Raw genomic sequence first — 21,554 nt, 5'->3', positions numbered from 1 at the left:
TACGCACATCGTCATTCTCAAAGGCCACCTCATCCCCATCCGTCAGTTCGGGCAATGGGAGGGAGGCTATCTGAGTGCTATCACTAGAGTCTGCTTGACTGGTCTGTCCGGTACAGCCTATTGAGAGAAGGCTGAGTGCTAAGGCGGTGCCTAGGATAAGTGATCTGTACTGCATGGTATGTATTCTTAATTGGTAGGAAGGGGGGATTTACTCTACGTAGCCCCACTTGTATTCGGGGAGGGGTATGACCTTACGCTCCTTGAGATCTACCTTGATTCTCTGCTTAGCCATGAGGGGTAGTCCATCGAAGAGCTGGTCCTTGAACGACTGTTGCACTTCCTTAAGTTGCTCGTTGTGCAGGGCGTCGGGCACCTTGGTTTGGTCAACCCAAGCACCCTTCTTCTCACTCCAACTGATCCGTGGATTCTTGTCCCAATCATAGGTGTAGAAGAAGAGCGCATCGGTGCCTTGTCGCTCGAGGGTATCGGAGTCAAAAGGGTAGTCTACCGGCACGACGACCTCTCCCGTAGCTAGGTCATGTAGCCACAGCGTACGGACGACGCCTGTACCTTCGCTTGTCACTAGGGTATTCCCTAGGATAGCTTCGAAGTCAAGAGTACTCCCATTGATGGTGAAGCCCTTGATCCCTGTATGCTTGGGCTGTACCTCGAAGCTATTGAGCATCGCCTCACCATCAGTACAGAGATCTCGCGCGACGATACGCAGGTCATCATTCTCGAAGACTAGGTCATCTCCCTGAGCTAGCTCGGGGAGGGAAAGTGTGGCTAGCTGGGTGCTATCACTTGTGGAGGTGTCGGTGGACTTCTGCCCTCGGCATCCAGTGGCAAGGACGCTACCGAAGAGGGCAAGGCTTAGGAAGAGTTGCTTATACATCGGGGTATGTATGATGGCTGGTACTGCGGTTAACTATGTGTCTGAGCTCGGGCTGCTACGAGGAGGGGATGATCGGAGGTCTGCTGTATCCTAGACACTTGCTCTCTCAGAGGAAGTAGGTTACGGTAGTCCTTATGCTTCATAGCCTCTTGGATCATCTTCGTCGTTGGGCTCTCGGGATAAGTCGTAGAGAAGCGTTGCCATTCCTTCTTGAGCTCGGGAAGTAGCGCACCCTTCTCGTTCATGATCTCCGTATTGTCCGTACCGGTGATATAGAGCGACTGAAGGTCTTGATAGCCATCACTCAGTCGAGGGAAGATCTCGGGATGATCGGGGAAGGTCTTGGGGTAAGCTTCGAGGCGTGCGATGAGGTCACCCAGCTCACGCCAAGTGAGTATAAGGCATCCGTCTGGAGTGATATTCTCCTGATCCTTGAGGAGGTGCCAATAAGTCTGGTAGTAGGGAGGTAGCTGGCTGACGTAGTGGGAGAAGAGGGCATCGGAGAGGACAAGCTCCACGGCACCTTCGCCTAGCTCTTCGACCGCTAGGCCTAGCTGTGCATAGCGCTGCTCCCGCTGCTTGATGGAGTCGTGGGGCTCTATGCGATTGCCCTCCTCATCCATGCGGTATCCGTTGTAGCGGTCTAGGTAGTCTTGATCACGCTTATTGATCCCATAGACATCTTCCTCGGCGATAGTGAGGAAGTCTTCGAATATACGTATCCGCTCTTCGGGTGTCACAGCTTGCATCTTGAGATCAGTGATCTGACGCTTCAGACTGAGGCGTACGGCGGGGTCACTCTCCTGGGATAGAGCTCGCTCCAGACTATCGATATTCGAGGTGGAAGCTGCTGTCTCGGTGGTTTGCTTTGTGCTAGAGGATCGGCAGGAAGAGAGGAGTACCGTCCCCATGAAAAGGAGGTAAAGGATTCGTCTCATAGCATGGATGTGTACTAGATGATCGGATAGGGAGGTAAGGACCTCGATCCCCCTACAGCTGGCGGGGAATGAGAGCCACAAGCTTAGGGGCACTATTAGTGAAGGTCGCTGGGTATAACCCGAGCGGGAGGACAGGACCTGTCCTCGTAATGATTGCGTTCATAAGTGCTCGTCTACATAAAGAGACTAGGGTGGGCCGAGGGCTAAGGTAAGACTAAATTCTCATACAGAGCCCTACCCTACCCATTCACCTCTCCCCAGCACTGCTAAGGAAGCTCTTGCTCCCCTTATTCTGGAGCCTTTGCTCGAAGCAACGGGGAGGCTCCTATCGCTCCCTTGCGGACGACAGAAGCGGGAAGTCAGAGGCCTTCTGCTTCTTCACGACAAAGTCATGCAGGGTCCCGTAGCTATCGTAGGTATTCATCTCGAGGAGCCCTCGGGCGATCTGAGCCGTCGGGCTATCGGGATAAGCTTTGATGAAGCGTAGCCATTCGCTTCTCACTTCAGGGAGGAGCGTACTGTCGGCCATCTCGAAGGTCGGCGTATTATCCACCCCGATTAGATAGAGGTGCTGCAGGTATTGATATTGAGAGCTCAATCGGGTGAACAGCTCCGTCCCCTTGGGGAACTTCTTAGGATAAACCTCGTAGCGAGCGACCAGATCCCCCAGCTCACGCCAGCTGACACAAAGGCCTGCATCTGCGGTAAGATGCTCGGAACTTCTCAGGAGCTGCCAATGCTCTTGATAGTAGTCGGGAAGCTGACGAAGGAGCGGAGTATAGAGGTCGGGGCTGGGGAAAAACTCTACAATCCCTTCTCCTAGATGCAGGGGCTGAACACCTTGTCCTCGGTAGTACTGCTCCTTCTTCTGGATAGAATCAGGGGCAGCGATCTCATTACCCTCGTCGTCGCTGTGATACTCGAAGTAGCGAGCTAGATAGTCCATCTCCCGCTGATTGATTACTCCAATCGCTTCACCTACGAGGGCTGCGAACTCATCGAAGATACGGCACCGCTCCTCGGGAGTCGCCGATCCCATCTTGAGGTCCGAGATCTGGCGCTTGAGCTGGATACGATCTAGGGGATCCGTTGCCCGAGCGAATACTTGCTCGAGGCTATCGAGCTTAGGAGCAGAGGTCTCCTGCTGCTTCGTAGGCTGGCAGGCGGTCCTGAGAGCAAGTCCTGCCAAAAGGAGGGTGAAGATCAGTTTCATAGGCTTGTGAAGTAAGTGCCGTGGCGTGCTGGACTTCCCCGAGGTAATCAGCGGGGAAATCCCCCTTCCCTACCCCTCTGGAGCACGCCCTTCTATAGGGGCTAAGTTAGGACTAAAACGGCACTTCCCATCCCCCCACCACAGAGCGCTCCGAAGGCCTTCCCAGAAGCCTGATAAACAGCGGGATCTCAAGGGGTCAAAAAACGACCTACCGTAGGTCGTCAAAAAAACCTACTGTAGGTCGTCGAGACGACCCACGGTAGGTCGCATCGACGACCTACCGTAGGGTCCTAAATCACCCTGCTGTAGTCCCCCTCGAATCCCTAGCCTAGGATGAAGGTCCAGTCCAGCTCCGTCGAATGCTCGGGAGCATAGACGAAGTCCTCGGGGGTGAGCTGACGGAGCTCCTCCTCCGTCTCTATACGTCGGCGAAGGACAGCACCTGCCATCGATCCACGAGCCATCTTGGTGTAGATGACGATCTGCTTAAGTCGGCCGTCCGCCTGGCGTACGAGGAAGTTCGGAGTGATCACCCGCACCGCCCTCTCGACCTCCGCCCAGTGGAAGAGCTGACGCATCTCGTCGCTCGCCAGATAGAGGAGCGTACCGCCCTGACGCTTCACCTCCTCGATGAAGAGCGGTGTCAAGCGGTCCCGCCAAAAGTCGAAGATCCGTCCCTCCTCGATCCCTGGGATGTGGGCTGTCCCCTCCATACGATAGGGGCGAATCAGGTCGCTCGGCCTCAGAAGACCGTAGACGAAGGAGGTCATCCGCAGATGATCCTCAGCGTAAGCCCATTCCTCGGCGGACAGCGTGCCGGCCGAGAGCTTACGGTAGACCATCCCCGAATAGTTCAGTGGAGCTTGTAGCTCCTTCACCCCATCGTCGAAGAAGGTTCTTTGTGTGCGATAGACCTCCTTGCTTAGCTTGGGGCTGAGGGAGAGCATGCGCCCGAGTTCCTCTTGACTCAGGCTGAGCGAAGCCCCAACGATCTCGTGGGCCTCCTCGAGGAAGCGGGGTGATGAGGCGGGGAAGCGCTCGGCGTGCTTAGCCTTCGACGAGAAGGTCTTCGCAGGGGAAATAAGTGTAAGCATCGGAAGGGGGAAAATAGAGAGTCAAAGGGAAGAAGAAGCGAACAAGCGCTAGGGGATGCGCCCACGGAGCACTTCGCGCTTGCCCGGTGGACCAGGGAGGCGCTCCACGAGGAAGCCCGACCGCTGTAGACGGCGACGCACCTCGCCCTTGGCACAGTAGGTCGAGAGGATCGCTCCAGAGCAAGCGACCTTCCCTAGACGCTGGAAGAGCTCCTCAGCCCACAGCTCAGGCTGGCTCTCAGGAGAGAAGGCATCGTAGTAGACGACCGATAGGCCTTCGGGGAAGGTGCAGGTAGTGAGATCGCCCCGTAGCTTGTGGAGTGTGAAGTAGGGGCTTAGCTCTACCGCTTCATTCCAAGGGGCAGAGTGTAGCCGAAGCAGCTGGTCTTTCACCTCGCTCTCTTCCCCAAGGCCTTCGTAGTGGAGAGCCTCGTAGGTCTCGGGCCCAATGGGGTACTTCTCGATCGAATAGTATTGGAGGGGGATCTGGCGCTCTTCGGCCTCTCGCCACGAGAGCAGAGCATTCAGCCCCGTGCCGAAACCTACTTCGAAGAGGCGCAAGGGAGCATCCCCTTCTCTCCAAGAGCTCATGCGCTCCCTAAGCGCCAGCCTTAGATAGATATGTTCGCTCTCCTGCACGGCTCCGTGCATCGAATGGTAGTGCTCCCCGAAGGTCGGGGCATAGAGCGTCAGACTACCATCCTCGGTCGTATGAAGCTCGGGGGCTGAGTGAGTCATCGCTTGAGGGTAGGGAGTAAGGGAAGGACAAGCTGCCAGAGGGCAATCCCCGCTGCCACACTGACATTGAGCGAATGCTTCGTACCCAGCTGAGGGATCTCTAGGCTCGTCGTGACCTCGGCCATCACTTCATCCCGCACACCTCGCACCTCATTCCCCAGAATGAGGGCATAGCGTCCTTCGGGGCGAGTGACGAAGGTCTCCAACGACTGACTCCCGTGCGCTTGCTCTAGGGCTAAGAGCTGATAGCCCTCCTCCCGAAGCTGACGAACAGCCTCCAGAGTATCCGAAGCATAGCGCCAACTGACACTATCCTCCGCTCCCAAAGCGGTCTTATGAATGTCGGGGTGAGGCGGGCGTGCAGTGATCCCGCAGAGCACCAGCCCTTCCAGACGGAAGGCATCGGCCGTGCGGAAGATCGAGCCCACATTGTTCATGCTACGCACATCGTCCAGCACGACGAGGATGGGTAGCTTGGTCTCCCGATGAAAGTCCTCCGAAGAGAGACGTACCATCTCTGTGATCTTGAGCTTCTTCATTGAGTGCAAAAGTAGTGAACTCACCGCAAAGACCGAGCGCTGGCACCCTCAGAGAAGGGTACCAGCGCTCGGCTATTCTTAGTGACAAAGCCTGCTCTTATTCGTCGAGCTCTTCGGCTTCGCTCTTGAGCTGCTTGAGGAAGGCTGTATCGGCCAGGAGCGGTGCGAAGACAGGCTCCATCTCAGCCTTATAGACGAGGAAGCTCTGCTGCTTGACGGCACGCATGAGGGCTTCACGAGCCTCTTCCACACGCTTGAGTCGAGCCAGACAGAAGGTCTTGAGGTATTCGACCTTCCCGTTAGCCCCTAGCTGATTGAGCACCTGAAGAGCACGCTCATCATCCTCGAGCCCAACGAGCGCCACCGCAGCATTGTAGTCGGGATACTTACGCAGATGCTCCAGAGCACCACGATAGTCACGGGCAGCCATGCGCTCAAGACCTTGCTTATATTCCACAGCGGCCTCAGGCTTATCGTTGAAGCGATCAATTAGGGTGGCATCCACTAGGTCATTGACCCCCGAGATGATGAAGGTGAGCGAATCCACACCTCGCTGCATCCACGTACTCTGGTCAATAGCCGTGATGCGCGTATCGACGGTGATGGTCATACGCTTCTTGAGCTGAGGAGTCACCTCTATATCTCGGCTGTAGAGATAGACGAAGTCCTTCCCCGTCGTGAGGGCCGTATCCAGCTGAGCCTCCTCGATCAGAGGGAAGTGGATGATATGACGGCGGTAGGTATCGAAGTTCTCACGTCGGCTCTCATTGCGAGCGATGGCCTTGAAGTCATAGGTATGCTTAGCGACCTCGAGGGAGTCCTTCTCGGTGAGCGAACGATTCTCCAGCGAGTCCATCGTCCAGTTCTTCGTGAAGAAGGGAAGGAACTTCCTAGGCACATTCGTGCTGTCGAGCTTACGTTCGCTTCTACTGAGGTACTCAGCTCTACGCTCAGGAGTGTAGATCAGATCAAAGCCCTGGCGCTGCCCTACACTGTCTCGACCAGAGAGCTCTTCACGATAGGCCTGCCCAAGCATACCGAGGGCACGGTTATGGTAGCGCTGATCGTAGCTCCCAGCCTTAGCTGCATTAGCCTCCAGATAACGCTTCTCCATGATCTGGTGCCAGCGCTGATAGGCCAGCTGCTGTCCGAACTGACGAAGGTAAGCCTGATAATAATTACGCTGTAGGTTGCCCATGAAGCTACTATGCTTCTTCGTCTTGAAGTAGGTGCTGTCGTACTTCGAGGGATCTACGATCGAGGCTTCGAACTTCTTCAGCTCTTCCTGCTCCTTATCCTGAGCACTCTTGAAGTCCTTACCTCGGAGTACTACTGGAGGAAGGCGGAAGGCGGTATCGCCCGTCGTAAGCTCTGGAGACAAGACGATCTGATAGCGTTCGTCCATCATAGCCTGGGGCACGGTGACGAGGAAGGTCAGATTGACTCGGCCCTTACGCAGGGTGGAGATCTTCACACGAGGACGCTCTGCCGTGACAGTGACCGCTTCGATCGTGTGCGTCTTGATCCCGTCGTCCTTAGGCTTAGCATCCTCACGCTTCTCACGCTTGAGGGTATCGATCTTCTGCGAATAGGTGACGATCTCCGAGAGCATCCCAGCACGACCTGCCTTCTCCTCCTTATCCGTTGGGAGGTAGGCATGAGGGCGAGCAGAAGTAAAGAAGATTCTCTTAGTTAAAGGTTGCCCACAAGAGGCTAAAGCAAGGCACACCAAAGCAACGAGTGCGCCGAAGGTATATCGAGACATCTGTGATAGCAATCAATTTTAGAATAAGTAAACGAGTCGCACTCCGACACGTGAGGGAAGAGCAAGGAAACGGCTCCGATCTCGGCCAACAACCTTAGTCGCAGAAGCTCGTAGGTCATAACGTGTCCATACACCAGCAAGACCGGCCTCGGCCTCTAGATTCCAATGCGGAGCAAGTTCGTACGAGTAACCCACAGAGGCTCCAGCCCCGACAAGGAAGCCCTCAGAATAATAGGGTGAGTAGATATCGCCTCCGTAGCGATACAGCATCCCAAGCGCATGCATAGAGAGGAAGAGTCCTCGGTTGTAGGTACCTCGGAACCAATAGCGCAGAGCAGGAGCAAGGGAGACGAGCTCAGTATGCGCTACACTTCCCCATCTCATTCGATTGTTGAAGCTAAGCGAGCGTTCACGCATCCCATAGATCGATTCTATGATTCCGACAGGCATCTGGAGCTTGAAGAGGGCAGGTCGTGCCGAGAAGGATAATTGTAGAGAAACCGACTTGGAGAGCGCTACCGAGGGCTCTAAATTAATCGTACCCGTCAGTAGCGAAGGGATGTTCGTACTGAGGGCATAGTTTTGCGCTTGCAGCCCAAATATCGAGGCAAAAAAAGCCACGACACCCAAGAGGGCTATTCGTTTTGTCATATGATAATTCTGTATATGAATGGTTGAGAAGCCTTGCCTAGTTAGATAAACGTTTGATTATCCATTTAGATAAACGCTTAATCAGTCAAATAATTGGCAAAACGGCACAAAGGTACGTAATTATCTATTTTTCATACCTCTGCTAATCCAACAAGCAAGGCTGAAGCCCAACAATACGCCCCTCCGCTAAGAGGCAAATCTCCAGCTGTGAGGCGTTTTCTTTTCTACTTGTCTCCCCCCAAAGCCCCCCCTCGAATAAATTTGACGATCTGCACATGAAGCCACCATGCATCAGCCCTAAGCAGGGTAAAAGAACAGCTCGGAGCGAGAGCAATTCTCGCCCCTTCGGAGTACGCTTCCAGAAGGGGTGTCGGACGACCTACGGTAGGTCGCCGAAAAAACCTACTGTGGGTCGCCCGACCGACCTACCGTGGGTCGCATCGACGACCTACCGTAGGTTTTATTTGCCCTCCCTCCGAGGTCGGATATAATGGCTCGGAGCTGAGCCTTTAGAATCTCGGTGCTCTTTTAGTAAATCGCCGATGGGCAGTGCATTTACTCTATGAGGCTTTCGACCGCAGCTATTTGATCGTAGCGATGGAGGCTGATTATCTGAGAGTCGTAGCCTTATCCCCCAGTCCCAGCTAAATGAGACTTCTATTTCGTTGGACAGTACCAGCATTCTTCCTCCTCTCATCCTCCTCCAATAAGGCACAAAAAAGGTGGGCATAGTGACCCCGAACGGATCACTATGCCCACGCACTAACAAACAAACCTAGGTAGCCTTACAGATTCAGACCAACGGTCAGAAGGAAGGAAGGCTTACCATCAGTATAGGTAGGAGCAAGATAGGAGGCATCTACTGCCAGCGGCTTGAAGCGTAGACCAAGACCTGCGCTGAAGCCCTTGACTCCGTTGGTGTCATGCTGGTAACCAGCACGCAGAGCGAACATCTGATGATAGAGATACTCCCCACCGAAGTGTAGCGCTGCAGAAGACGAATTGGTAGGATAGAAGAAGTAGTCTAGGCCTGCACCGAGAGAGAGGTGATGCTCCCCTTCGACTCCGTAGCCGATCTCACCACCGAGACCTGCGTAGGCGGGAGGGTATGCCATCTTACTACGGGAGCTCTGCTTGTAGCCTGGGCCGAGGTTGTCGACCTTAGCACCGAGAATGAAGTCAACCCCAGTGGACGAAGGCTCTTCACTGCTACGGACGAAGGCACCCCCACCGAAGGTAACGGCCGAACTTGCACTCCCTTGGTCCGTATAGATATAGCTCCCCTTGGCATAGATCGAGAAGATACCGAAGCGGTAAGCATAGCCCAGATCAGCCGTGTAGTCATAGAGATTACGGCTCTTCTTGGCATGCTCGTTCTTATCAATCGGAGTGAACTTCAGACCTCCGAAGTAGCGAATTCCTCCGAAGAAGGCGTGCGGTCCTACTCGTAGCCCCAGACTGGCATTATAGAGATTCAGCGATCCCTCTAGCCCCTCGATCTTCCCGAAGGTGCGGAGGCCTCCCGAGACGGAGAAACTCGTATTCTGGTAGAGCAGAGAGGTCGGGTTCGTATAGAGATGATCTACATCAGTCTCCCCATAGTGATTTCCCCCGAGGGCCGCTGTGCGAGCACTCGTAGCATACTCGAGGATGGGGAGCGAACGTGTAGCCTTGACCGTCTTCTGAGCATGGGCTGCAGACGTACCTAGTGCTACGGCGAGCAGTAGGATAGATGCTTTCTTATTCATGAGTCAGATGCGTTAGTTTTTGACGAAAGCCTTGGTGTACGTGCCCCGAGGTGACTTGATACTGAGAGAGTAAGTCCCTGGTGCGAGGTTCTTGACCTGTAGCTTGATGCGACCTACACCCTTGACAGTGTGATCACGGTCGTAGACCTTAGCACCGGTAAGGCTACGGATCTGTACATTGGCCGAAGCTATTTCGGGGTTAAGGACGATATTCAGCTCTGTCGTCGCAGGGATAGGATAGACAGAGTAGACGAGATCTGAAGGCTTCGTTACCACTCGAACGGGCACTGAAGTCTGGACAGGCGTGCTGATACCATCGGAGACTTCGACCTGTACCTGCGTGGTACCCGGCTTATTTCCCAGGATAGAGAGAACACCCTCAGAGCTGACGGAAGCGATAGCAACAGAGCGGTCAGCTGAGCTCGCCTTGTAGGTGAGCGTCACACCCTCACTCTTCTCTAGAGCAGAAGCAACATCAACCAAAGTAGTCATCTCTACTCCTACGATGTGACTTCCCAGAGAAGCGATGAAGGCAGGAGCCTTATATGTGTAGACTTCGAAGGGTACAGACAGTTCGGTCTTAGCACCGAGTGCGTCGATAGCCGTGATCTTGATCTCATGGACACCAATAGGTGCTACTGCACGCAGGGTGAAGTTGATCTTATCCCCAGAGATCTGATGGCTTACACCTCGTGTTTCGCCACCGACGATGACACTGACCTTCTGGTTGTCGGGGTCAGAGAAGGTAACAGAGAAGGTCTGCTTACCAAGCGAAGAGACACGGATCTTGTCCTTCGTCGAGAGGGTTAGGACGGGAGGATTGTTCTTCTTCGTCTTGAACTCTGCACGCGTTAGACCAGAGGTGAGATCCCAGCGGTCAAGCGCTTCGACTGCTATATAGTAGGTAGTATTCTCCTTCAGCGCAGCCAGAGGGAGGAACATCTTCGTACCAACAGCATAACCACGAGCATTGAGCTTGGTGTAGAGAGCATCCTGCTTATTGGCATCGGTGATGGGCTGCTCGGAGAGATAGACTCGGTATTCTACGGGAGTACCATCATCTTCGTCGGCGACAGCTATCCAAGAGATATTCGCCGTGACAAAGTCAATGTCATCAGCACTGATCTTAGTGATCTTGGCAGGAGCCTTGCCCTTATTCTCAGCGAAGATAGCGGAGGCATCCACATAACCACGACCCATACGACCCTTGAAGCCCGTAAGCGCATCGATATTCTGGGGCTTTAGAGCTCCGAGAAGACGCTGTTCACACTCCTTGTTGGTGAAGCCTTGCTTCCCGAAGTGAGAGACGATGAGGGCTGCGACCCCAGAGACATGAGGACAAGCCATCGAAGTCCCCTGCATGTAACCATAGTCCTGCCCAGTGATCTCCTTAGCAAGTGTGCTGAGGACTTCTCCCTGAGCAAAGTACTGGTCACCACCAGGAGCGGTGATGTCGACCCAAGTACCACGGTTGGTGTACCAAGCGCCCTTCCAGTCGGGAGCCATCGATGATACAGCGATGACGGGGTCATAAGCACCAGGGAGCGAATAGTATTCACGGCCGTCATTCCCAGAGGCGAAGATGACTACCCCACCCTTCATTGGGGAGTTGGGGAGCTGCTTACCATCGTTGTCACAGCCTGCGTACTTGATGAAGTAGTCGATAGCGGCCTTGAGGCTCTGAGGGATCGTCTTGACCTGAGCTTCGTAAGGATACCCCCAAGAGTTCTGGCTGATGACAGCGCCATTGTTAGCGCTATAGACAAGGGCACGAGTCGAGTTACCGTTCTCGTTCTTACCCCCGAAGATCTGAGCGCTCATCAAGCGAACACCAGAGTTTGCTGTACCATCACCACCAGCGACACCACCGACACCGATGCCGTTGTTGTTGCGTGCAGCTACGGTACCAGCTACGTGCGTCCCGTGTGAGACATTGTCAGGGTAAATCTTCCCATCGTTGTGGATGAAGTTGAAGCCGTAGATATCATCGATAGCACCGTTGCCATCATCGTCTACTCCCTTCTGACCGTTGAGTTCCTTCTCATTGATGTAGAGGTTATCCTTGAGGTCGGGGTGGCTGGTATCGATCCCCCCGTCGGTGATGGCGACAATGACATTGGGCTTACCCGTCTCCTTCTTCCAAGCTTCGAAGAGGCCTATGTCAGCACCAGCGACGCTTCTGGAGAACTTCCCCGTATTGTTGTAATGCCACTGATCTGGGAGCAAGGGGTCATTGAATGGAGCTGCAGGATCGCCAGCAGGGCGAGCATCACTCACCCCTACGGGCTTAGCATCTGGTAGTGAGAGTTGATATACGGGCTCGGTATATTCAACTTCTGGTGCAGCAAGTAGGGTCTGCATAGCAGCACGTAGATCCTGCTGCTTGTCGAAGCGAACGATGTACCAGAGGTCAAGTCCTTCGCGACGCATACGCTTCTCGAAGCGAGGGTCAATGGGGAAGAGGGGTTCCATAGACTCGGAGCCGATGCTCTGAAGCGAGCGGGCGAGCTGCGAGGGCAGCGCCTGCATCGTAGCTGTACCAGAGTCAAATGCTCGGAGGCTTGGCTTGGCATTCTTCTGAATGCGCATATAGAGGACCCCAGCTTCTGCGCCCTGCGTGGAGAGAAGAGATGGAGCGGAAGGGGTCGCACCGTTGACCTCTGCACGCTGATCTTCGCCACGAGGGGTCACTTCATCGAAATCTTTCTGACAAGACGAGACAGCAAAGACCGAGAGAAGTGACAGGGTCAGTATGGATCTTTTCATTGTTCGTAGTATGAAGAGGTTATTGTTACTTCGGTTGCACCCTTGGGGAGATACTCTCTGGAAGGGGGAACCTTGGTAGAAGAGACACTACACCTTAAGCTTACTTAAGGAGAGGCTCGGGATAATGGGCGTCTGAGTGTGTCAGGCGGGCCATCGGAGACTAGAGGGACTAATCCAACCAGCGCTCAGATTGGGAACAAAAGATACTAAGGTAGACGAAGTGTCGTCTTGTGTAGGTGTTCGAAGAGCTTGTTGTCCGTTGTTCTTTTCTTGAATATCCTGCGAGGGAAGTGTGTGCGTCAAACTGTGGTCATATTCCACCTTGCCCAAAGAGTGGGGCTGAACTCCTGCTATCCGTCCGTGTGTCCGTTAGGAATAGCTTGTCATCCTGGGGCTCAAGAACCTCCACTCCAAAGCAAAGGTAAAATATCTCAGCAATAATCCCTAATACCTCCCCCATCTTCCGCTCTGATACACCACGACTGCAGGGGTGTACCCTCAAGAGACAGCCCAGCTGTGGAGCGGATTTTTGCTCCTGGGGCTTCCTGTCGCAGCCTATCAAAAAGAGGGAAATTCATCGGGGAATTGGGGCATCACACTTCGGAGCCTTGCCCAGCGAAAGTACTACACGATCTTTGAGGCACAGCGCCCCGCTTAAAGCTTACTCCCAGAAGGGCTGTTTTGGGACCTACGGTAGGTCGCTTTGAAAACCTACTGTGGGTCGTCCCTCCGACCTACGGTAGGTCGCAAGTGCGACCTACCGTAGGTTTTATTTGGAGGCTTGACTACCCCTTACCCGAAGCGGTCAGAGACGACGCTTCAAGCTCAGGGAATATAGCCTAACGAACGTGATGGGCTGAGGAGGTCTTAGCGACGACTCTGAAGCTGAGGAAATCTCTGCAGACGGCCACTGATTGCCTCGATGATGCGGGCACGGCGATCGAGGAGATTTAGCTTCTCGCCAGCCTGCTGTGTACGAATTCCATTCCCTACTGGCAGATCTACGAGGAAGGTCTGGATCTCTAGGATGGGCTTACCATTGAGCTGAGCTGCATGCAGGATGTAAGCAGCCTTCTCCGCACCATTGTAGTAGGCCATGAAGCCACCATTCAGCTCACGGAGGAAGGTGTAGCCATTATCCGCAAGGAGCTTATTCATTTCTTGGGTTACATAGGAGCGACCAAGAGCATCCGTCCAGAAGCCCAGCGTAACATCTGCAAAGATGGCTTGGGTCGTGAAGACCTCATCAACGAAGGGGTCATCAGCTGGGATATCTTCACTAGGCTGGACGAAGAAGTAACCACGGTGTGACTCACCATCCAGCGAACCCTTGGCGATATAGCGCTGGTAGTCGGCACGATTGGCACGAGGATCCTTCACATCAAGTTCACCCTTCCATTCCTGCTCCTTCTTAGCGACCTCCTCCTTCTTATAGCCATGGATCTGACGACTGCGATCACTGTTCATAGCCAAGAGTTGCTTCATAGGCAGATGGTCAAAAGTCTTATAAGCTCGAGGCTGACGAGGCTGATAGACCGTCTCTAGAAGGGCTTCACCTGACGAATCGAAGGCGACGTTGAGGTTCAGAGGGAGGGTATTGTGCTCATAGACATCCTGCCCTTCATTGCTCAGCTTATCAGACTTCTGATAGCCACAAGCCTGCAGGTAGGCGACAAACGTAGGATTGTTCTTCACGAACTTATCATCCAAGCACAGCTGCATAGCGGCTTGGAACCCCTTGCTACGCTCGTGCTCAAACTCGTACTCGATAAGTGGGAAGATCTTATTCTGGGTCGTAAAGCGGAAAAGAGCTGCGCTCCCACGCTGGAAGCTACGGATCAATTCCCCCTGACGCGAACGCTCGAAGCGAATCACCTCGACGAGATTAGCGGGGAACTGCTGCAGGGGCAGGATGTACTGGTTAGCACCATCCTGTACGACCTCGAGCTCCTTGACCTGCGTCCCAGCTGTGATCGTGATCTTCACCGAACGGGAAGTTTCCCCTTCATTGCGCTCTGCTGCTAGGGTGAAGCTGGACTTCGTCACATCGGAGAGCGTAAGCCATGGGGCATCTGCCGCAAGCTCGACCTTCACCGAAGTATTGCTCTCAAAGACGACCTTCTTCGTCCCACCTTCGATGGGGAAGGAGACACGATCTAGATCCATATTGAGGATGACATCGGCAGCTGACTGACGTACAGTGACCCGCTTCTGGAGCCCTCCGGCATTGACTACGATCGCCCCTAGACGATCACGACCAAGGTCATTGGCTTCTGCACGAACCTTGAGGGTATTCCCCTCTAGGGTGAGGGTCAGCCAAGTCGCTTCTTGGGGAGATACAGCAGACCAACTATCCTTATTAGTCTGTACGGTGATGGTCTGCTCCGAGGCCTCCTTAGCGAAGGTCAGAGTCTGAGTCGACAGGTCCAGAGTAGCTTCCTCGACATCGCTCTGCTGCTGGCAAGCAGGCAGGATGAAGAGAAGAGCTAAGAGGGACAGGGCGTAGGTGATTTTCTTACTCATGTACTCTTAGTTGTTAGTGGATTGATAAAAGAACTATAGGGATCATATAGTTAAGCTATCTTCTCTGGAAGTCTAGCTTCCGAGAGTGTGCATCAAGCTGGCGAAGGAAGGCCACACGCTTACGCTGCGAAGCCGAGTAGTTGAGAAGTTCTCTGACCGAGTTTCCTCCATCATCGATCTCGGTATAGTAGGCTTGGACATCGAGGACGGGCTTCTCCTTGTAGAAGAAGAGACGTAGCGTATAGGCCATATTCTTCGCACGATTAGCGAAGGCATGGCTGGCATTAGCCGTCTGGCCCATGTACTCATAGCCTTGGGAGGCGAAGAGCTTCAAGATCTCATCGGTGAGATGATAGTGACCATCGATCTCATCATACCAGAGTCCTAGGTCGATCTGAGGGAAGTAGCCAAGGACAGCATTGACGACATTGAGATAGGGATCATCCAGCTGTGTGGGGGTGACGATGTAGAAGTACCCACGGACAAGCTCTCCTTGGAACGGAGTCTTCGGTGTGAAGAAGTCGTAGAGCTCGGGGGTATGCTCATCGCGGACACTTCCCTGCTCCTGCTCGAACTTGCGGACATCCTCCATCTTCTTCCCCATGATATCTAGCTCACGGCTCCCGAGGAAGTCGAGCTGACGCAAAAGAGGCAATTCGCTGAAGGTCGGGTAGCTCTTCTTCTGCATAGGATTGTAGGCGAACTCCACCTTGGCTCCATCGGAGAATAGAGTGACTAGTAGCTGTAGGGGCAGCTTCGAATTGCCATAGAGCGTATAGACTTGGTCGGGAGAAGAGGTCTGCTTCTCGAAACCATAGACAGCCACAGCCTCATCGAAGTCCTTGTTCCCCTTGACTAGAGATTGGTCCGTGTAGACCAAGGTAGCGACAGAGAAGCCTGGGCTCGTAGCAGAGGTGTACTGGTACTGGATGAAGGGTACGACCTTACTCTTGGTGAGGAAGCGATAATAGGGATACTCGGACTTAGTCTCTTCCTTAGCATAGAGCAGCACATGCCCTCGATCCCGCTCATAGCTGATGAGCTCATAGAGACCCTTAGGGAAGTCCATAGCGGGGAAGACGTAGGGACTCAGCCCCTCCTGCATCACCTCGACTTCACGGACGAGCGTGCCGCTCGTTAGGATCACCTTGACGGAGCGAGGAGCTTTCTGCGTGTTGGGCTGAGCGACGAGCGTGAAGCTCGCTTTAGTCAGCTTCTCTACCTTGATCCAGTCTACGGACTGAGCTAGCTCGACCTTCACCTCCTCGGTGTTGCTCTGGAAGGCAACTTCCGTCGTCCCACCCTCCGAGGATAGGAAGACATTAGCCTTGGTATCCAAGACAATATCTGCCGCTGTCTGACGGACTGTGATTCGCTTCTGCTGCTCGCCTGCATGGATCATGATCGATCCGATACGCTCCTGCCCCTGCTCATTCAGCTTGGCTCGGACACGTAGGGTATTGCCCTCTTGAGTGAGGCTAAGCCAAGTCGCCTCCTGCGGCGATAGGGCTGTCCAATGATCCTTATTCGTCTGCACGGTGAGGGTTTGCTCAGAGGCATCTCGTGCAAAAGTCAGGGTCTCCACCGAGACCTCTAGTGTTGTCTCCTCGACATCGCTATTCTTCTGGCAGGAGGAGCAGGCTAGGAGACAAACAAACAGCCCCAAGAGGCATGTATATATGTACTTCATCGTATTTCAAGCTATCTAGAGGAACTAGCGGCGGCGTGGTAGGCGCACCCGATGACGAGTCAGGGCATCCAGTCGACGGAGGTCTTCACTCCGCTGACGAACGAAAGCCTTATAGTTGAGGAGCTGAGGAGCTGAGCTATCAGCACTCTTGACATTCGCATAGATCGACTGGATCTCGAGTAGCTGCGAATCTCCTTCGTCGGCGACACTCAACACATAAGCTTGACGCTTATCCTTGTTGTAGAAGGCTTGCCCACCACTCTTGAGTTTCCCGAGGTAGGGGTAGCCTGCGCTGGTGAAGAGCTCATAGACTTCACGCGTGAGGTAGTAGTTCCCATCGATCTGATCCTGCCAGTAACCTAAGCCTAGGTCATCATAGAAGGCGATCACGCCGATGCAGACATCGACATAGGGGTCGTTCTTGGGAATGCCCTTCTCTTCGGAGGGAACGATATAGAGGTAAGCTCGGACGCTCTCACCATCGAAGCTCTTCTGTACATCGAAGATATCGTAGCTCTCGGGAGTTCCTTCGGCACGGGTACTCTGTAGCCCATCCTCTGCTTGACGTATCTCCTGACGCATCTTCCCTGGGATCTTAAGCTCTCTATTGCCCATGTAGGGTGTCTGCTGGGTCATCGGCACCTTATCGAAGCTCTTGTAGGGCTTAGGCTGGGTAGGTGTGTAGACGAACTGAAGCTTAGAGCCTCCAGTGAAGTGAGAGACGAGGAGCTGAACGGGAACCTTGGAGTTGGAGTAGAGCACATTGCGATCGTCTCCCTTGGTGCGTGTGAAGCCGTAGTCAGCTAGATAAGCCTCGAAGTCTGCGTTGTCCTTCGTAAGCGTTTGATCTAAGCACAGGAGGGTCACCAGAGAGAAGCCTGGGCTTAGAGGAGTGCTGAACTCATACTGGATGAAGGGGAAGACCTTGCTCTTGGTGATAAAGCGATAGTTCGAGGGTTCTTCCTCGGCTCCCTCCTCCGTCTTGAGGAGGATATTGCCCCGAGACTGCTCGTAGCGGATGACCGTATAGAGGTCAGAGGGGAAGTCAAGCAAGGGCATGACATAGGGGCTATTCCCTTCTTGCTCCACGTCGATCTCCTTGATCGTGGTGCCTAGGGTAAGATTGACCTTAGCGGTGCGCTTGGTCTTCTCGGTGTTTTTCTTGGCGACTAAGGTGAAGCTGCTAGATGTGCGTTCTTCGATGGAGAGCCAATCCGAAGGGACGGCTAGCTCGATCTCTACCTTAGTGACATTGCTCTTGAAGGCAACGAGTTTTGTACCTCCCTCTGCTGTGAAGACGACCTTCCCCTCGGCCTCAAGAGAAGCTTCCGCCCCACTCTGTCGAACGGAGATACGTCTCTGCAAGCCTCCTGCATTGACGATGATTGAGGTCGTTCGGTCTTGACCTTGAGGATTGGCGGGGACCTTTACTTTGAGCGTATTGCCTTCTTGAGTAAGACCGATCCAAGAGTCTTCTTGGACGGAGAAGGCACTCCATGAGTCTTTGTTGGTGGAGACTGTGACCGTCTGTACAGCTCCTTCTTTGGAGAAGGTCAGAGCCTGAGTGGAAAGTTCTAGTGTAGCTTCTTCCACATCAGCGTTGTCCTTACAAGCAGGTAGGATGAGCAGAAGAGCTAAGCAACTAAGGAGGTACTTAATTTTTAGTCTCATAGGTTGAGAAAATGCGTTTGATAGGGTATTAAGAGGGTACAGCGCTGCACTCTCTGGATGAATAGGTGTTCTCTCGCTACAAGATCCTATGATCTACGAGCGAGTGGAGATAAGTGGGGGTAAGACCAGACATCGCTACTTCCCTAGAGGGAGGTAGGGTGATGCCACCGAGATGGTATGCGTGGTGTTGCCGCCGAGATCGTGGCGTGGTGTGTGGCCGGTATGAGCGTCTACAATGGAAGAAGGTGGGAAGAGAGCTTCCAAAGCTCTTTAGGTACGTGAAAGGGGGGCCAACCCGAGTCTACGTAGGTGACGGATCACCAAGAGCTTCAGCAGCCCCAAGGCATGTCTGAATCTATCTGTCCGATCATATGTGTATGTTCCTATATCTGATGCCATGCCCTTGTGGGGCAGGACCATGGATCAAAGGTAGAGAATAGTTCGATAAAAATACAAGTCGAGCGCATAAAAATTTGATCGCACAGCCCTAAAAGGCTGAATATCAGCAATGCTTTTCCTCCCAAGATGAATACATTCACGAGTCCCCCTAGAAGAAGGGCTAATCTCGAGGGGAGCTTTCCCTCATCCATCAGCCCACCCCCAAGCGAAGGCTTTGCCTGAAAAACAGGCTTACTTTACCCCTCCGGAGCAAGCTCTCTGAGCGGGGCAAAAAGAAAACCACGGTAGGTCGCCTCGACGACCCACCGTGGGTCGGTACGACGACCTACAGTAGGTTTTTCTTGCGACCCACAGTAGGTCGTTTTTAGGGTACACCAAAAGCCCTATTCTAAGCGGGCTAGAGCGATGTCTTAGAGCGCAGGTCTCAGCCCCAGAAGATGGATGCTACGTAGTGCTAACGTTCCTCGTCCCTCCCCCTCCCTCTTACCCCCTAGGGATGTAGGCCGACCTTAGAGAAATTACCCCAAAGCCTCAGCCTCAGCTCGAAGAAATCATCTCACCCCATCCCCTCTCGGCACCTGTCCCACAGATACGACGATAGGGAGCCCGAGCAACGCTCAAGCTCCCTATCGAGTAAGAGAGACTAGCTAGTGACTAGCGAAGAGGAGTATTGACGAGGCGACCTTCGAGCTTGTGAAGGGCAGCCTGCTTAGCATTGTAAGCCTTGATGGTCTTTCCGTAGTTAGCAAGCGTAGAGATCGAGACGCTGCTACCAGTATCGACATCTTCGTAGAAGGCTTGGATCTCGAAGACTTCTTGCTTCGTTTCCCTATCCTTGACGACACGGATGACATAGGCCATCTTCTTATCCTTGTTGTAGAAGGCCTGTGCACCACCACTGAGAGCTCCGAAGTAGGGGAAGTCATTATCCGTAAAGAGCTTGACTACTTCCTTCGTCAGAGTTCTACGACCGAGCGCATCTGTCCAGAAGCCAAGAGAGATATTCTTGTACATGGCCTGTACATTGTGTACGACATCGACGTAGGGGTCATCGGCAGGGATCTTCTTGTCAGGAACTACGTAGAAGTAGCCACGAGCATATTCGTCTTCGAATGCCTTCGTGATCTTATAGTTTTCGTAGTTCTTCTGCTTGTAAGTATCATTGAGCGTAGAGCCCCAACCCTTTTCGATCTCATGGATTTCAGCACGCTTCTTCCCTTCGATCTTCAGGTCACGGTCACCCATGTACTGAGTCTGGTTCTGCATGGGGAGCTTCGTGAAGGTAGGATAAGGCTTATCCTGGATAGGATCATAAGAAGTGACGATCGCAGCAGCACCATCCTTGAAGGCGACACGGATCAGCAGAGGCAGGTTAGGATTACGATAGAGGACCGTCTGACCGTCCTTGTCGAAGCCAGCCTTCTCGAAGCCATGTTCCTTGAGGAAGGCATCGAAGTCAGCATTGTTCTTGACGAGCGATTCGTCTTCACACATGGTGGCAGCAGATGCAAAGCCCTTAGCTTGTTCGCTGGAGAACTCATACTGGATGAAGGTCATCACCTTGCTCTTGGTAAGGAAGCGATAGAGTGACGTGTTGAAGAGGCCATCGGGGATCTTGATCAGCGTATGACCACGGCTCTGTTCGTAGCGAAGGACTTCGGAGAGCGATACGGGGAACTTGAGCAGAGGTAGGATGTACTGAATAGTACCTTCCTGAACTACTTCGATTTCCTTGATCATAGTCCCTACGGTCAGATTGACCTTGACCGAACGACGATGAGCCTGTGTGCTTTCCTTGGCGACAAGGACAAAGCTGTTAGCCGTGACCTTCTCGATGGTGAGCCAGTCTACATCAGCACCTAGCTCTACCTTGACATCGCCACCATTGCTGGTAAAGGCGACCTTCTTAGAGCCCCCATCGACGGGGAAATAGATGCTTGTTTCTTCGGGCTCGATGACTGCATCAGCAGCGGTCTGCTTGACAGAGATACGCTTCTGAAGACCGCCAGCATTGACGATAATAGAGCCTACACGGTCGCGACCGACGGTATTAGCTGCTACTTTGACCTTGAGGCTATTGCCCGACTGTTCGGTGGTAAGCCAAGCTTCCTGCGTGGAGAAGGCGGACCAGTTATCCTTATTCGTAGTCACAGTGACTGTCTGCTCAGAAGCATCCTTGGCAAAGGCCAGTGCCTGGGAAGAGAGTTCTAGGGTTGCTTCCTCGACTTCGTCGTTGTTCTTACATGCGGGTAAGAACAGAAGGAGAGCAAAGAATCCGAGCAGATACTTGATATTTAGTCTCATAATTCTTTCTTGCGTTTAAAAGATGGGAAGAGGAGGATAGCTCAAAGAGCACCTCCACAAGTGTGCGTGTGTGTGCGGGAATCCACATCCTAGAGCCCTAAAGCCAGACTAGGAGGGAGCATGAGACGTATGTGTGAGGAGAGAGGACACATAGGGACTATGTTGCCTCGACTCGTGTGTGGTGTTATCTGGTTGGTGTCACCAGAATGGTGTTGCGCTGTGTGTGGCCATGAGCTAAATTAATTGGAAGGGGAAGGACTTCCAAAGCTCTCTAGACGTAGCAGGGGGGCCGACCCGACACTACGCAGGTGGGATGACGCACCTAGAGCTTCAGCAGCCCGTAAGCATATTTGATCTGACTTTTCTATTCATATCTCTTTGTTCCTATCAGTCAAGGACTACTACCTCAACTACGAATCAAAGGTAGAGAATAGTTTTGTAAATGCAATAGCCGTCAAAAAAATCATCAAACGAACAAGCAAAGATCCTGCCTCATAGCTGTAGCACCACCGAGCAATCCCAGCACGAGATAGCCCAGCTCTCCCAAGCCCTATCATGCCCTGATCTAAAAGGCCTAATAGAGGGTCCAAAGAAAACCTACTGTGGGTCGTCTTACCGAC

Annotated in this window: 14 protein-coding genes; all 14 read right to left on the bottom strand. The window is 53.3% G+C overall.

Going from position 1 to position 21,554, the window contains the following annotated elements; genetic code table 11:
* Window positions 1-208: 208 nt before the first annotated feature.
* Entirely contained in the window at window positions 209-895 is a 687-nt protein-coding gene (locus Q0336_RS08530) for a hypothetical protein (protein WP_298527827.1), read from the bottom strand.
* A 29-nt stretch (window positions 896-924) separates the two neighbouring features.
* Window positions 925-1,833 carry a hypothetical protein gene (locus Q0336_RS08525; protein WP_298527824.1) on the bottom strand — a complete coding sequence of 303 codons (909 nt, stop codon included), beginning with the start codon at window positions 1,831-1,833 and terminating at the stop codon, window positions 925-927.
* 325 nt (window positions 1,834-2,158) lie between these two features.
* The gene (locus Q0336_RS08520) at window positions 2,159-3,046 is read right to left on the bottom strand and encodes a hypothetical protein (protein WP_298527821.1); all 888 of its coding nucleotides are present in this window, start codon (window positions 3,044-3,046) and stop codon (window positions 2,159-2,161) included.
* 323 nt (window positions 3,047-3,369) lie between these two features.
* Window positions 3,370-4,140 carry a YaaA family protein gene (locus Q0336_RS08515; protein WP_298527818.1) on the bottom strand — a complete coding sequence of 257 codons (771 nt, stop codon included), beginning with the start codon at window positions 4,138-4,140 and terminating at the stop codon, window positions 3,370-3,372.
* A 48-nt stretch (window positions 4,141-4,188) separates the two neighbouring features.
* Window positions 4,189-4,878 carry a tRNA (5-methylaminomethyl-2-thiouridine)(34)-methyltransferase MnmD gene (mnmD, locus tag Q0336_RS08510; RefSeq protein WP_298527815.1) on the bottom strand — a complete coding sequence of 230 codons (690 nt, stop codon included), beginning with the start codon at window positions 4,876-4,878 and terminating at the stop codon, window positions 4,189-4,191.
* Complete coding sequence (locus Q0336_RS08505; protein WP_298527812.1) at window positions 4,875-5,417, bottom strand: RNA methyltransferase; 543 nt, start codon at window positions 5,415-5,417, stop codon at window positions 4,875-4,877. The genes mnmD and Q0336_RS08505 overlap by 4 nt, the downstream gene beginning before the upstream one ends.
* A gap of 97 nt (window positions 5,418-5,514) precedes the next feature.
* Window positions 5,515-7,182, bottom strand: coding sequence for a hypothetical protein (locus tag Q0336_RS08500; RefSeq protein ID WP_298527808.1), 1,668 nt, complete (start codon window positions 7,180-7,182; stop codon window positions 5,515-5,517).
* A gap of 18 nt (window positions 7,183-7,200) precedes the next feature.
* Window positions 7,201-7,833, bottom strand: a complete 633-nt coding sequence (locus Q0336_RS08495; protein ID WP_298527805.1) for a DUF3575 domain-containing protein — start codon at window positions 7,831-7,833, stop codon at window positions 7,201-7,203.
* 785 nt (window positions 7,834-8,618) lie between these two features.
* Window positions 8,619-9,581, bottom strand: coding sequence for a PorV/PorQ family protein (locus tag Q0336_RS08490; RefSeq protein ID WP_298527802.1), 963 nt, complete (start codon window positions 9,579-9,581; stop codon window positions 8,619-8,621).
* A gap of 12 nt (window positions 9,582-9,593) precedes the next feature.
* Entirely contained in the window at window positions 9,594-12,347 is a 2,754-nt protein-coding gene (locus Q0336_RS08485) for a S8 family serine peptidase (protein ID WP_298527798.1), read from the bottom strand.
* Window positions 12,348-13,214: 867 nt separating this feature from the next.
* Entirely contained in the window at window positions 13,215-14,870 is a 1,656-nt protein-coding gene (locus Q0336_RS08480) for a BACON domain-containing protein (RefSeq protein WP_298527795.1), read from the bottom strand.
* A 55-nt stretch (window positions 14,871-14,925) separates the two neighbouring features.
* The gene (locus Q0336_RS08475) at window positions 14,926-16,560 is read right to left on the bottom strand and encodes a BACON domain-containing protein (protein ID WP_298527792.1); all 1,635 of its coding nucleotides are present in this window, start codon (window positions 16,558-16,560) and stop codon (window positions 14,926-14,928) included.
* 24 nt (window positions 16,561-16,584) lie between these two features.
* A complete protein-coding gene (locus Q0336_RS08470; RefSeq protein ID WP_298527789.1) occupies window positions 16,585-18,231 on the bottom strand; it encodes a BACON domain-containing protein in 1,647 nt (548 codons plus the stop codon).
* A gap of 1,053 nt (window positions 18,232-19,284) precedes the next feature.
* Entirely contained in the window at window positions 19,285-20,934 is a 1,650-nt protein-coding gene (locus tag Q0336_RS08465; RefSeq protein WP_298527786.1) for a BACON domain-containing protein, read from the bottom strand.
* Window positions 20,935-21,554: the final 620 nt, after the last annotated feature.

The sequence above is a fragment of the uncultured Porphyromonas sp. genome (genome assembly GCF_938039215.1).
GTDB lineage: Bacteria > Bacteroidota > Bacteroidia > Bacteroidales > Porphyromonadaceae > Porphyromonas.
Note: the sequence above shows the minus strand (reverse complement) of the source record. Positions and strands in the feature narration are given on the sequence as shown.

Coding starts and splice junctions, on each gene's coding strand:
- Q0336_RS08530 (WP_298527827.1), bottom strand. CDS start 895: ATGTATAAGCAACTCTTCCTAAGCCTTGCCCTCTTCGGTAGCGTCCTT.
- Q0336_RS08525 (WP_298527824.1), bottom strand. CDS start 1,833: ATGAGACGAATCCTTTACCTCCTTTTCATGGGGACGGTACTCCTCTCT.
- Q0336_RS08520 (WP_298527821.1), bottom strand. CDS start 3,046: ATGAAACTGATCTTCACCCTCCTTTTGGCAGGACTTGCTCTCAGGACC.
- Q0336_RS08515 (WP_298527818.1), bottom strand. CDS start 4,140: ATGCTTACACTTATTTCCCCTGCGAAGACCTTCTCGTCGAAGGCTAAG.
- mnmD (WP_298527815.1), bottom strand. CDS start 4,878: ATGACTCACTCAGCCCCCGAGCTTCATACGACCGAGGATGGTAGTCTG.
- Q0336_RS08505 (WP_298527812.1), bottom strand. CDS start 5,417: ATGAAGAAGCTCAAGATCACAGAGATGGTACGTCTCTCTTCGGAGGAC.
- Q0336_RS08500 (WP_298527808.1), bottom strand. CDS start 7,182: ATGTCTCGATATACCTTCGGCGCACTCGTTGCTTTGGTGTGCCTTGCT.
- Q0336_RS08495 (WP_298527805.1), bottom strand. CDS start 7,833: ATGACAAAACGAATAGCCCTCTTGGGTGTCGTGGCTTTTTTTGCCTCG.
- Q0336_RS08490 (WP_298527802.1), bottom strand. CDS start 9,581: ATGAATAAGAAAGCATCTATCCTACTGCTCGCCGTAGCACTAGGTACG.
- Q0336_RS08485 (WP_298527798.1), bottom strand. CDS start 12,347: ATGAAAAGATCCATACTGACCCTGTCACTTCTCTCGGTCTTTGCTGTC.
- Q0336_RS08480 (WP_298527795.1), bottom strand. CDS start 14,870: ATGAGTAAGAAAATCACCTACGCCCTGTCCCTCTTAGCTCTTCTCTTC.
- Q0336_RS08475 (WP_298527792.1), bottom strand. CDS start 16,560: ATGAAGTACATATATACATGCCTCTTGGGGCTGTTTGTTTGTCTCCTA.
- Q0336_RS08470 (WP_298527789.1), bottom strand. CDS start 18,231: ATGAGACTAAAAATTAAGTACCTCCTTAGTTGCTTAGCTCTTCTGCTC.
- Q0336_RS08465 (WP_298527786.1), bottom strand. CDS start 20,934: ATGAGACTAAATATCAAGTATCTGCTCGGATTCTTTGCTCTCCTTCTG.